Consider the following 13,524-nt stretch of genomic DNA (forward strand, 5'->3'; position numbering starts at 1 on the left):
TATATCCTTATAATTTTTATTTGTTACAGTAAAATCTTAATCCTATTTGTATAACCGATGTTTAATGTATTAGGAGAGTAACTCTTCTACCGTTACATAATCACCTACACGGCCGGTCATTTTTTCTGCTTCTTTATTTACAGGTAGTGTTTTTTTACCGGGTCTCCAGTTTGCAGGGCATACTTCACCGGTTTTTTCAGCATGCTGCCATGCTTCTACCTGACGAAGGAATTCATTGACGTTCCTGCCTACTGACGGTGCCTGTACTTCCTGGGCAACACATACACCATGAGGATCAATAAGGAATCTTCCCCTCAGTGCAACACCTTCATCTTCCAAGTACACACCGAATGCACGACTGACCTCTCCTGTGCCATCTGCACCGATCGTTAATTTGAAATCTTTTAAAACAGGTTCAGTCTCTACAAATCTTTTATGCGAAAACTTTGTGTCCGTTGAAACTGCCAAAATCTCTACACCCATTTTTTCAAATTCATCCGCTTTTGCATTCATCGCTGCCAGTTCCGTAGGACACACAAAGGTGAAATCGGCAGGGTAGAAACATACTACATGCCATTTCCCTTCATAATCTTTGCTGCTCACTGTTGTATAGTGACCTGTTTTTGCATCGTATGCTTCCATTGTAAATTCCGGTGTTTTTCTCATTACTAATGTTGAACTCATGTTACTTTCCTTTTTCTCTTGGTTTTTTTCCATATTTGCAGGTTCTTCTTTAAGAGGAACGACTTCTGTGTTATCACACGCCATAAATTTTCCTTTATAGATAATTTTTATCAACAAAAAAATTATAGTACTAAAACACTAATCTATTATTAATGAAGACAATGAAAAAATTAATAATATCTTATGAAAGATAAAAAATATGTCAGGGTACCTTTATTTTATGCTCTTTGCCAGGCTGGGGTAATGATGTTCCAGTTTGGCAAGTTCCTCTGTAAGCGTCTTACTCATATCAATCTCTTTCTCTCTGATATCCTGTAAAAACCGGATACGTCGTTCTACAAAATAGAAATAGAGTAAAATACTCACACCTGCAGCATACAAGCACCATAGTGATGTAAATCCGTACGGTTTTATAAGGTATACCACAGTCAGTCCCAAAAGGTTCAGCCATCCAAAAAGTTGAATGGCAATACTGCTGCTGAGTATGAGTGCTCCGCAGGTGGTAATGATATACCCTACAGCCAGCCACAAATGTTTTGTCGCAGGATTGTCATAGGCAAGCACACCATCCACTATGGATACATGGGTCGGTACGATCGAAAGTTTCCACAGAGAATATGCTGTTAACAAAGCCCCTAAAAACATGAGGAATGCAATGAGGTGCTTACGGATACCTGCAGGCTGGAGCAGCCAGATCGCCAAAGGCACAAGGAACTGCAACAGCCCCTGTGCATAGAAAACAAAGATACTCTCAGCCATATGCAATGCTCTGCCGCCAATGAGATGATCCATACCAAGCCAGACAAATCCCTGGGTAAATTGGTGTAAAGAAAAAAACAGCGGCAGACTGGCAAAGACCACTTCATTAGGTGAACTTACTTTTTTCAAGGTCATGATCCCTACAATGAAAATCGCTCCGGAAACTGTAAAATTCAATATAGCAAAATCCACTGTTTATCCTTTCATTAAATCCAAAACCCCATTGCAATGGTTGCAACACCGAGAAGTGCGATCCATGCCGCTGAATTTCTACCACCTTTTACGCCTCCAAACCATAATGCATAGGCAGATTTAAGGATATTGTTACTTCCTGCCGCGATCATAATAGCTGTGACCAGTTCCGTCTGTGCAACAGAATATTTTCCGGTAAGAAGAGACAGGATGAAAGGATCAATGTCAGTGAATCCAACCACAAATGAGAGTATCTGTAAGCCCCCATTACCGTAATGACCGATGACAAAATGCGTAACTACCATCATCAGCACGAAAAGTCCGGCAAACACAAAAGCAGTTCTTAGTTCAAGCGGGTTCTCGTCAACAAAGTCAGCATTGGTGGTTTTATGCTCTCTTTGCCGCAAATATATAAAAGAGATGACCATACCTGCAAGGGACAGTGCAATGAATGGCAGGGCAAGCGACTTTGCGACAGAAAAATTGAAGACCATCGCCACGACCAGAAGCCTCAGATACATCATAGAGGTCGCCGCGATAATCGCTGCATCTATTACCGGGTTATTACCCCCTGCTTTTGCCTTTCGTGCCAGCACGACCGTCGTTGCAGTAGAAGAGTATGTCCCGCCGAATATCCCTGTAAGGAAATATCCTTTGGAAGGAAAAAAGTACTTCTGTACCAGGTATCCGCCGTAACTGATTCCCGAAATGACGACGACCGCCAGCCACATCTTGAAAGGAGAGATAGGGACGTATGGAATGGTATTGGTATTGGGAAGCAGAGGAAGGATCACAGCGGAAAGCAGGACCATTTTTCCCAATGTTTCGAATTCGTGCATATTGACATCGGTGCTGAACCGCTGCAGAGACTGTTTGGCATTTAAAAGAAAAATGATCAGCACAAAGAGAAGTGACGGCATCCAGAGCGAAAAGCGCTCGGTCATCGGACCGAAGGCATAGACACCAAGCAACACTACATAAGGCAGAATGCTTGACCTGCCATTCTCTATTTTTTGTTTGTAAAATACTAAAAATAATACGGACAGCATGACCAGTACAGTAATGTAGAGCGTAAAATGTTCAGGCTCCATTTTGTAGAAGATAAACCCGAGTATTCCTATGAAGGTATAGGTACGTGCCGTACCAAAGAACAAATTATCATCGTTAGCATGATACTGCTGACGGTAGGCCTTCAGTTCCATTCCTACAAGAAAACTGAAGACAATGGTAATGGCAAGATGAATAAGATCGGGGCTCAGGTTCATGGTGCGATCATCTCTTTTTCATAACAGACCGGATCAAATTTGCAAATGACGTCATGGTCATATACCAGCAGTGATTTATCTTTATTTGGATAGTCATTGAGACTCAAAAAATGTTTTATGATGTTGATGCGTGCCTCTTTTTTATCATCTGTATGGACGACATACCATGGCGCATAGACAAAAGAAGTCTTGTTGAACATATCATCTCTTGTCTTGGAGTAAGCATCCCACATTTTTTGTGCTTTGGCATCGATAGGACTGAGCTTCCACTGTTTAAGCGGATCAGTCTTGCGTGCTTCCAGGCGCTTTTTCTGTTCTTTTTTGGAAATATCGAGAAAATATTTGAAAAAACAAATATTCGAGTGTGTGAGCATCTGTTCAAAACTGCCTACTTCCTCCATAAAAGCCTTATACTGTTTTTTGGTACAAAAACCCATCACTTTTTCCACACCGGCACGGTTATACCAGCTTCGGTTGAAAAAAACGATCTCACCTGCACTCGGAAGATGCGGTACATAACGTTGAAAATACCAGGATTTCTTCTCTTTGTCACTTGGTACTCCTAAAGCGACCGTACGTGCTTCACGCGGGCTCAGATGTTCGGTAAAACGCTTGATCGTCCCGTCCTTCCCTGCTGTATCACGCCCTTCCAAGACCAGACATACAGCTACATTCTCTTCGATCACATATTTTTGGAATTTGACCAGTTCCACCTGCAACTTGTAGAGCTCTTTTTTATAGACATTTTTTTTCACTACAGCATTCCTCTCATCATCAGGTCATAATAGGCACGTCTCATCAAATGCAGATCCATTTCCCACCATATCCATCTCGGAGTAGTCGGATTGAGTGGGAACATCGGTGCAAGTCCTTTGGGCGTATATTCGGCAAGCATCACTCTACCGTATCGTGTCTTGATAGGTGAAACAGAATACCCTTCATAGCTCATTGGCTCTACCTTTCCTTCCATAACAGCGGCAATGTTATCCTGCAGGACGATCGCCTGTTCCCTGACGGCGCCACCGCTTTTCCCTGAAGAAAGTCCCACTACATCACCCAGACCAAAAACGTTTCTGTACTTGGGGTGACGCAGTGTATTTTCATCGACATCGAGCCACCCTTTATGCGGTCCATTCTTTATACTAAGTTCAGAATCACGTACGACCTGTGGTGCCCTCATAGGCGGAGTGATATGCAGGTAGTCATAGCTGACATTCACTTCCTCATCACCATTCGCATAGACCGCTACTTTTTTCTCTTTATCGATACGTTTTAGTATATGCCCATAGGAGACAGAGACATTGTCTGTTTTTTTCATTGTTCTTTTCAGCGCTGCATCGATCTTTGCAGAAGGAAAAAGCACTTTACCCGCTTTGGTCAATGTAAACTTTACTTTATGTTGAAGGTCTTTGTCTTTTATTTTCAACCCGTTTCCTTTGAGCATATCATTGGCTAAAAAGAGCATGGAGAGAGAAGCACCCTCCCCTTTGACAGGCGTTTGGGAGTCGGAGAACAGAACCCTGACCTCCGATTTTTGGGCTTTTCTGCGTATGGCTTTCATCCACATGCGTGAAACAATAGCACCCTCGGAGGTTCCTTCGTTGAGATCATTCATATACACACTGGCGATACCGTGTTTTCCTATATCATCGGAAGACATACCTTCGACTGCATTATAATCATATTCACATCCAAGGGCCACAACAAGATAATCGTAGGGAACAGTGTTATGTTTTGCTGTCTGTACCCGGTTTTTGTCAGGATCGAATGCCGTCACTTTGTCCTTCATCCAGATCACGTTGTCCGGAAGCAGCTCACTGGTGGGGCGCTTGTTGTCAAATTCACTGAAGAGTCCTGCGGCAACATAGACCTGTCCGCTTTGGTAGAGATGCGTTTCATTGGGAGCGATCAGCGTGATCTTCGCATTGGGTGCAGACCGTCTCAGCCGGGCTGCAACGGTCATTCCTGCCGTACCGCCTCCGATGATAACAATATCAGCTTTCTTTCTGCTTGCGAATGTGGAAAGTTTTGTTTTTGCCGAAGCGGATGTACCACCGCCGGCCAACAGTGCGGCACCGCCTATTCCCATGACTTTAAGAGCGTCTCTTCTTTCCATAGTACTGCCTTTAGATGATATCTTCATGATATTTCCTTCTATAATAACGTAATACACCCATTTTCACTACATCGTTGAAGACGAACCAGGTCAATGCATAGGCCCACATGCTGAGTCCCCATACCCAACCGATCGGTTCCATCAGGCCGAAGCCGTACACGGCAATAATCGTACCGGCGACACGGCTGAAGAAGGTGGCATTGAACAGTGTCCAGGACGGCCACGGCCGCTTCCAAAACCAATCATCGATACGGGTATTGTAGATCGTTCCGTGCCCGGCTATGACCAGTTTGGCAAAGAAGGCCGATTGAACAAAATCCAACGGCAGATGCATCAGGGAGATCAGAATCCAGAAAAGCGTAAAGGATGATAGAACTCCTGCCAGTCCGAGCCAGGAAGCCAGGATGAAGACCTCTTTCATGTCCCATCTTACCGGTGTCTCCCGCAGCTTCGTATTGTCATAGGCAATTGTCATGATAGGGATATCGTTCAAAAGTGCCAGGATGATGATCATCAGTGCCGTAATAGGATAGAAATCGTAGATCACGATGGCAAGCGTCATGAAAATAATGACACGGATCGTCTCTGCTATACGGAAGATCGTATAGCTTTTCATACGTTCAAAGATCTGTCTTGCCTCTTTGATCGCATCGACAATCACCGTCAGCCCCGGAGCCATCAGTACGATGTCGGCTGCGGCACGTGCCGCATCGGTCGCACCGCTTACGGCAATACCGCAGTCAGCCTTTTTGAGTGCAGGCGCATCGTTCACACCGTCGCCCGTCATACCGACGATATGGTCCGCTTTTTGCAGCGAATCGACAATCATATACTTGTCTTCAGGGAAGACCTGCGCAAATCCGTCCGCCTTTTCTATCAGTGCGACGATCTCCGATTCGTGTTTTTTCACGCTGCCTTTTGGAACGGGCATATTGTAAAGCTCTTTTTGTACTTTCTGGACGATCTTTTTGACCATAGTATCGATTTCATCCTTGGAGGCGTCAGGATGCATAGACTCGGCAATGGCGCGTGAAAGGATCTGTGAAAGATAGAGATACTCTTCGACCGACTCGCCCTTGAGCGTATGGATATCTTCTATATTGTCACCGATCTTCAGCATCGAAGCGATGTATTTGGCGACAGCGATGTTGTCACCGGTAACCATCTTGACAGATACACCTTTATCTTTGGCTTCGCTAATGGCTTCGACCGAATCTTCACGCGGAGGATCGAACAGAGGGATGAGGCCTACAAAGTGATAGGCATCTTCTTCACATTTTCGAAATGCCACACCGAGGGTTCTGAAGCCTTTCGAAGCAAAGTTCTCGACCTGCTTGTAGGCTTTGGCTTTATCGAACTCTTTGTCGTCGCTCTGTTCTATGATGACCTGTGGAGCGCCCTTTGTGTAAATGAGTTCACAGTCATCGCCTTCATAGATCCCTTCGGTTCTTTTATGGACAGGGTCAAAAGGTAGGAATTTTTTGAGCTGCCTGCCTTTGAGTTTTTCTTCAAGCTTTTTCTGATGTATGTAGTCAAAAATAGGTTTTTCAATGGGATCGTTGTTCTCTTCTTTACTGGCAAGCGCGGCAAATACCATCAGCTCATCAGCCGTATAGTTGTCAGCAAGATAAGGATCGGCAAGACTCATCCTGTTCTGCGTGAGCGTACCGGTCTTGTCCGAACAGAGTACATCCATGCCGGCCACTTCCTCGATGGCAGCCAAACGGCTGACGATCGCCTGTTTGGCTGCCAGCACCTGTGCTCCGATAGCCATGGTCACAGTTAAGACAGCGGGCATTGCCACAGGAATGGCGGAAATGGTCAGTACCAGTGCGAAGATAAGAAGTTCTACCGTTGGCTGCTGTGTTTCTATACCGTGATATATGATTATGGCAATCATGAACAAAGTTAAAAGAATTAAAAAGTTACCGACCTTGATCACCATTTTTTGGAAATGGCTTACTTCTTCCTGCTCCGCTTTTGCGACCAGTCCTACGGTCTTTCCAAAGTAGGTATTCTTGGCTGTTGCTGTGACTTTTGCTATCATCTCACCCTGTTTGATGATGGCATTGGCATAGAGCTCATCGCCGATCTTTTTGTGAACGGGGAGTGATTCACCGGTCAGGGCTGACTGATCGACCAGAAGAAAATCCCCTCCGGTAATCAGGGCTACATCTGCGGGGACGATATCTCCTATCTTGACCTTGATGATATCATCGGGGACAAGCTCTTTGGCATCGATCTCCTGCCATTCACCGTCGCGCAGTACCAGTGCTTTTCGTGCAAGCTTCTTCTTGAGTACTGCAATGGCGTTGAGTGCTTTGGACTCCTGGTAGAAATCGACAAAGGCATTGACGAATAAAAGGATTATGATAATCGTAAAATCTTCCCAGCGTTGCGCCGCTGCAGAGAGAACGGCGGCTACTTCGATCATCCAGGGGATGGGTCCCCAAAATCGCTTAAACAGTCGCTGTAGCCAACTCTTTTCTTTGGCTGTGATGGCATTGGGGCCGAATTTCTTAAGGCGCTCCTGTGCCTCTTCATGTGTCAGGCCTTTAATATCCGTATTTACTGATTTTTCTTGATCTTCAGGGATAGAGCTGTTGTCCGTATCTTTTGGATCATTTGGCATCTCGGTTTCCTTTTTGGTATCAATTATTTTTTTATTATACTCCCAAACCTTACAAAAAAGTTAATGAAGATCAATCAACTTTCACTTTTTTGATGGCAGTCATCCCTGTGTCATAACGGTAGACCAGCGGTTTCCCTGTCGGGATCTCGAGTTTAACGACGGCATCGGTACTTAAGCCTTCGATTTCCATGACCAGGGCACGCAGTGAATTTCCGTGTGCGCTGACAAGGACTGTCTTTCCCTTCGACAACTCGGGAATGAGCACGTCACGATAGTACTCTTTCACTCTCGCGTGGGTGTCTTTCAGTGATTCGCTTTTGGGCAGCTGTGCCGGGTCGAGATCTCTGTATTTGGGGTCGAACTTCGCGGCGCGGGGATCGTTCTCATCCAGTGGGGGCGGCGGAGTACTGTAGCCTCTCCTGACGCTTAAGAAGGCTTCCTCGCCTATTTCCTGTTTTACAACATCTTTGTTGCACTGTTGCCAGGCGCCGTAGTGGCGTTCATTGAGCTTCCAGCTCTTGATGCAATCTATATGTTCCCACGCCATCTGGGACAATGCGATCTGTGCCGTATGGATCGCGCGTTTAAGCCAGGAGGTATAACAGACATCAGGATAGAGCTTCAGTCTTTTCAGTTCCGTAGCCGCTTTTTTCGCCTCCTGCCGTCCCTGATCACTCAGTTCGATATCTGTCCACCCCGTGAAGATGTTCTTTTGGTTATAGACACTCTGCCCGTGTCGTAAAAGTATCAGTGTTGAAGCCATTATGCTTCCTCCTCTTTTTGCAGTAGATAGATGACATAGAAAAACAGCATTGCCAGCAGGGCAATGGTGAGGTGACGCTGTACAAATGTCAGTGCATCGATGACCGTCTGGCCGAAGTAGTAGCCCAGAGTCGTAAAGGTCACCGACCAGAGGGCCACACCAATGATCTCAAGCAGAAGGAATTTCCAGAAGTTGAAACCTGATACACCCAGCATCAGCAGCGCAGGAATATGTGTACCGTAGATGAAACGTTCAAAAACAACAATCCAGCTTCCAAAGCGAAGGAACCAGCTTTCAACTTTCTGCATTTTGTGCTCGTAGTTCTTAAGCAGCATCTCTGTTTTTGACTTGAACAGGCGGCCCGAGAGGAAAAGTACCGTATCGCTGATGAAGGCACCACTCATGGTGATAAGCAAAACTTTTGTCAGGTCAAACTTTCCCTGTTCGATCATGTAACCCGCCAGTGTCAACCCTATCTCTCCCTCGAGAAAGCTCCAGGCAAAGAGAATAGGATAAGAGAAGTGTGCTATGAAAAAATCTATCATCGTTTATGCCTCCATATTTTCAAGCTCGAACAGCTGACTGTCGAGTTCATGCTTGACCGTTTTATAGACTTCAATACTGATGGTTCCGCTTTGATACCGTTCAAGCAGTGTCTTTGCCTCTTCCATGATCATCCTCCGTTTTGTTTTCAGTACCTCTTCTTTTACCAAAGTTTCTTTGTCCACTTCTGCTTTATCGAGCTCTTCGGAGAGTGCGTCGATCTTCTTCTGGTATTCGCTTGTCAGAGACTCAAGACTCTCTGCACTCAGAAAACGCCGTTGATGCAGCTTGTTCATTTTATCTATTATGTCCTGGTAGAGTGAGATTTCCGTTTTGAGAAGTTCATAGTGCTTTAGCTGGGAAACAGGTGAAACGATACCCAGCATTTTCATCAGCGGCGACATGGTAAGTCCCTGTACGAAGATGGAGATGAGGACCACACCGAAGACCAGTGTCACAATCAGCTCTTTCAATGCGAACGAATCGGGAATACTGAGTGCCAAAACCATGGAAAGTGCGCCCCTGAGCCCACCCCATGTCATCACTGCCGCCCAAGAAAACGGGAATTTGTGATTGGTGGGGTAGAATACTGCCCAGGTGCCGGTCACAACAAAGAAACGTGCAGCCAGGACCGAAACATACGCGATCAGTATGATGGGAAAAAGCTCCCATAACAATGTTAGATTTACTGCAAATCCCATCAGGAGGAAGATCAGGGAGTTCATGGCAAAAGCGATGTATTCCCAGAAGGTTTCCGTGGCAAGCCGGATGGAGGGAAAGAGTATCTCCGACAGTCCCTTTCCTCCGGTGATCAGCCCAGCGGCTACCGTACTCATGACACCGGAGACACCAAGCCTGTCTGCAATAAGAAATGAACCGTATGCTGCAATGGTCGTCAGTGTGATGGTGATCATCGCATCATCGAGGTGGTGCATCACCGCAGCAGTGGCAAGCCCGACTATGACACCCACAAGCAAACCGAAACCGACAATCCTGAAGAAATCAACTACAGCATCCTGTGGTGTTCCCAAGTCGCCCATGATATACTGCATGGCAAGAATGAAAACAACGATAGATGTACCGTCATTGAGCAGGCTTTCACTTTCTATGAGCAGTCTCAGCCGCCTGGGCGCACCCAGTTTGTTGAAAAGCGAGACGACGGCTACCGGGTCGGTCGCGGCAACGGCCGCACCGAAGAGAATGGCGACAGGCCAGGTGATCGCATCGATCAAGGCGAAATGGACACTGACGGGGACCATGACCGCAGCTGTCAGCAGTGTCGAGGCGATCACGCCAGGGATGACCAGTGTGGCGATGGGCCAGCCGTCTCGCCACAGTTCTGAAGCCCGCAGATGGATCGCCGCTTCAAAAATGAGCGGCGGCAGAAAGACGGAGTAGAGCAGTTCCTGTGTCAGGGACGGCGGATGCAAAAGGTGTAATCCCCCCAGCATAAGCCCTACAGCCACCAATGCAATGGTATAGGGAAGATTGATATACCGCGTAATGACCGCAACAACAGAAGCAATGACAAAGAGTATCAGTATTACCGATTCATACGACATCTGTTCCTCCTACCCTATCCATTGCCAGACCATCACGACGGTAAGCCCGAGTGTAACAAGCATGGCAAACAGGGAAAAAACGTTTTGAAACCGTGTGGCGACATACTCACCCATGATCGTTTTGTTGTTTCCAATCGCCAGGGCAAAAGCTATGAGTACGGGGATAAGCATCCCGTTGAGCACCTGGGAATAGTACAGTGCATCGACAACCGTAATACCCGGATACATATCGATCATATCTCCGATGATCAGCGCACCGATAAATACAACATAGAACCCTTTGGCATCACTGACTTTGTAGTCCATACCCTCCCGCCAGCCAAAAGTATCAGCTACGGCATAGGCGGTCGATCCTGCCAGTACGGGGATCGCCAGGAAACCGGCAACGACTATACCCAGTGCGAACAGGGCAAAAGCATAGTCCCCTGCGGCAGGTCGCAGGGCTTCCGTCAATGTCATAACGTCTTCTATATTACTGTGTTTACCATAGAGCATCACTGCCCCGGTGACGATCATGGCATAAGCGAGCAGGTTCGAGTAGACCATACCGGTGATAGTGTCGAAACCGACTTCATCTGCCTGAACGATACTCTTTTTCTCTTCTTTTTCTTCCGCCGCCTGCCAGAACATCAGATAGGGAGAAATGGTCGTTCCCAGCATTCCGAGCGCTGCAATGATCCACGCACTGTTCATCTCTATATGCGGCACCAGTGTATTTTTCAGCAGCAGCAGTACCGGCGGTTTGGCAAGAACAGCTGCAATGATATAGACGACAAGGACTGCTGTCATGCCAATGAAGATCGATTTTATCTTTTTATACTGCCCGAATGTGATCAGGTAAGCGATGAGTGCAGTAATAGGGATGAGAAAATAGACGGTACGATAACCGGTAAGCGTATGGAAAATAGCCGCGATGGCATTAAGGTCTGCACCGATGGTCAGGATGTTGGCCAGAGCCAGTATCATGATCATCAGAACGGTCAGTTTTTTTGAATAGTATGCTGTTGTGATCTCCGGCAGGCTTTTCCCTGTCACGATCGCAATGCGCGCCACCAGGTTCTGGATAGCGATCATCATCGGTGTTGAAAGCAGCAGAAGCCATAACTGGGAAAAACCGGTCGTAGCTCCGACGACCGTGTAGGTAACGATTCCGGACGGGTCGTCCCCTGCCCCGCCGGTAATGAGACCCGGCCCGAGCTGCTTTATGCGTTCACGGTTTTTGGCAATATCAAAACGTATCTTTTCTTTAAATCTTAACTGCATTGCTTCCCTTGCCTTAGCTTATCTATCCTCTTGACTTAATATCTGAACCGTTTATAGTGTGGATCAGGAGAGGTATATCACCTCTTCCGGTGCAACGATATGTGCTTTTTCATGCAGCTTCTCACCCATGACTTTTCTAAGGACTTCCTGCTTTTCCTCTTCTCCGTGAATGAGGAAGATACGCTGCAGATCTTCGATATCTTTTACCCACTTAATGATGCCGTTCTGGTCGGCATGTGCGGAAAAACCGTTGATCGTATACATACTTGCCTTGATACGGATGTCTTCATGATAGATCTTGATCCATTTGGCGCCGTCCACGATGCGTCGTCCCAATGTCCCTACTGCCTGGTAGCCGACAAAAATCACTGCATTTTTAGGGTTCCACAAACGGTTCTTGAAATGATGCAGTATCCTGCCCCCGTTACACATACCGCTTCCTGCGATGATGATCGCCCGTTCGTCGACATCATTGATCGCTTTGGATTCATCCACAGTAAGTGTATAGTTCAAGCCGTCAAAATCAAATACCGTACCATCACGCTTCTTGATCGTCTGGCACTCGGTACTCAGGAGTTCTTCTGCAAACTCTTTATAGACAGCGGTCGCTCTGGTCGCCATGGGACTGTCAAGAAAGATCTTGCATTCGGGCAGTTCGCCTTTGTCATGCATTTCTTTGAGAATGCAGAGAAGCTCCTGTGTCCGTTCTATGGCAAACGAAGGAATAATGACATTTCCCCAGTTCTCAAGTGTTTTGGTAATGACGGAACGGAACTCCTCTTCACTCTCCAACGCACCCTTGTGGTTACGGTCTCCATAGGTAGATTCCACATAAAGGAAATCCGCTGCTTTACACGGAACGAGATTGGGGATGACCATATCGTTATCATTTCCGATATCTCCGGAGAAAACGATATGGCGTTCTTCCTCTCCCTCTTTATAGCGTATCTCTATATAGGCAGACCCAAGAATATGCCCGGCATTACGGTAAGTAACCGTGACATCTTTACAAAGTTCAAAGGGCTTGTCATACTCCGGCATAATATGCGGCAGTGCTAATGCAGCCTGAACATCTTTCTCCTCATAAAGCGGCAAAAGAACTTTTCCTTCGTTTCCTCTTCTCTGTGCTTTCTTATAGTGGGTATGATAATCCTCTTTCATGATCTTTGCACTGTCAAGTAACACGACTTCTGCCAGGGCAAACGTAGCATCTGTAGCGACGATGGTCCCGCTAAAGCCTTCCTTGACCAGCTTGGGTATCCTGCCTACATGATCGAGGTGTGCATGGGTTACCAGCAGATAATCAACACTCTTCGCATCAAAATCAAACAGGCCGTAATTGCGATGCTCCTCGCGTCCCTGGAACATCCCGCAATCTACAAGAATACGTGTTCCGCTGTCAATTTCCAGCAGGTGACATGACCCGGTCACGACCTCCGCTGCTCCATAAGATACTACTGTTGCCATTTTTGCTCCTTTATGGCTGATATGGTATTTCTATAAAATAGTATATCACTTTTAAGTAAACGTATAAGGAGAAATGTTTACCAGTCGATGCCTTCTTGCGGGCCAAAATCATCCGGATCAATCTTTTCCTGTTTGCAGGCGCCCGGTTTTGTTTCACAGTATTTCTTGTAGGCGAATCCTGCAAGAATGATCAGCAGTGCCAAAATAATAAATATCAATAAGGATTTTTTCATAATACCAACTATAGCAAAATATTTTTAGATATAATAATCGTCACT

Annotated in this window: 12 protein-coding genes; all 12 read right to left on the reverse strand. The window is 46.2% G+C overall.

Annotation, left to right across the window (positions count from 1 at the left end; genetic code table 11):
• Positions 1-69: 69 nt before the first annotated feature.
• The 12 genes from SUN_RS06630 to SUN_RS13595 all read right to left on the reverse strand — a co-directional run bounded on the left by SUN_RS06630 (position 70) and on the right by SUN_RS13595 (position 13,479).
• A complete protein-coding gene (locus tag SUN_RS06630; RefSeq protein ID WP_349674932.1) occupies positions 70-717 on the reverse strand; it encodes a peroxiredoxin in 648 nt (215 codons plus the stop codon).
• Positions 718-897: 180 nt separating this feature from the next.
• Positions 898-1,635 (reverse strand): DUF6629 family protein, encoded by a 738-nt coding sequence (locus SUN_RS06635; RefSeq protein ID WP_011980971.1) that lies wholly within the window; start codon positions 1,633-1,635, stop codon positions 898-900.
• A gap of 14 nt (positions 1,636-1,649) precedes the next feature.
• Entirely contained in the window at positions 1,650-2,900 is a 1,251-nt protein-coding gene (locus SUN_RS06640; protein WP_011980972.1) for an MgtC/SapB family protein, read from the reverse strand.
• A complete protein-coding gene (ppk2, locus tag SUN_RS06645) occupies positions 2,897-3,655 on the reverse strand; it encodes a polyphosphate kinase 2 (protein WP_011980973.1) in 759 nt (252 codons plus the stop codon). The genes SUN_RS06640 and ppk2 overlap by 4 nt, the downstream gene beginning before the upstream one ends.
• Positions 3,655-5,043: an NAD(P)/FAD-dependent oxidoreductase gene (locus SUN_RS06650; RefSeq protein ID WP_011980974.1), complete on the reverse strand. Its 1,389-nt coding sequence runs from the start codon at positions 5,041-5,043 to the stop codon at positions 3,655-3,657. Before SUN_RS06650 ends, ppk2 begins: the two co-directional genes overlap by 1 nt.
• A complete protein-coding gene (locus SUN_RS06655) occupies positions 5,027-7,648 on the reverse strand; it encodes a plasma-membrane proton-efflux P-type ATPase (RefSeq protein ID WP_011980975.1) in 2,622 nt (873 codons plus the stop codon). The genes SUN_RS06650 and SUN_RS06655 overlap by 17 nt, the downstream gene beginning before the upstream one ends.
• A gap of 70 nt (positions 7,649-7,718) precedes the next feature.
• Positions 7,719-8,411 carry a 2,3-bisphosphoglycerate-dependent phosphoglycerate mutase gene (locus SUN_RS06660; RefSeq protein WP_011980976.1) on the reverse strand — a complete coding sequence of 231 codons (693 nt, stop codon included), beginning with the start codon at positions 8,409-8,411 and terminating at the stop codon, positions 7,719-7,721.
• Entirely contained in the window at positions 8,411-8,956 is a 546-nt protein-coding gene (locus SUN_RS06665; protein ID WP_011980977.1) for a DedA family protein, read from the reverse strand. The genes SUN_RS06660 and SUN_RS06665 overlap by 1 nt, the downstream gene beginning before the upstream one ends.
• A 3-nt stretch (positions 8,957-8,959) precedes the next feature.
• On the reverse strand, positions 8,960-10,516 hold the full coding sequence (locus SUN_RS06670) for a cation:proton antiporter (RefSeq protein WP_011980978.1): 1,557 nt from the start codon (positions 10,514-10,516) through the stop codon (positions 8,960-8,962).
• 9 nt (positions 10,517-10,525) lie between these two features.
• Entirely contained in the window at positions 10,526-11,779 is a 1,254-nt protein-coding gene (locus SUN_RS06675; protein ID WP_011980979.1) for an Nramp family divalent metal transporter, read from the reverse strand.
• Positions 11,780-11,842: 63 nt separating this feature from the next.
• Positions 11,843-13,246 carry an MBL fold metallo-hydrolase RNA specificity domain-containing protein gene (locus SUN_RS06680; protein ID WP_011980980.1) on the reverse strand — a complete coding sequence of 468 codons (1,404 nt, stop codon included), beginning with the start codon at positions 13,244-13,246 and terminating at the stop codon, positions 11,843-11,845.
• A gap of 77 nt (positions 13,247-13,323) precedes the next feature.
• The gene (locus SUN_RS13595) at positions 13,324-13,479 is read right to left on the reverse strand and encodes a hypothetical protein (RefSeq protein WP_158298183.1); all 156 of its coding nucleotides are present in this window, start codon (positions 13,477-13,479) and stop codon (positions 13,324-13,326) included.
• Positions 13,480-13,524 lie beyond the last annotated feature (45 nt).

This window comes from Sulfurovum sp. NBC37-1 (assembly GCF_000010345.1).
Classification (GTDB): domain Bacteria; phylum Campylobacterota; class Campylobacteria; order Campylobacterales; family Sulfurovaceae; genus Sulfurovum.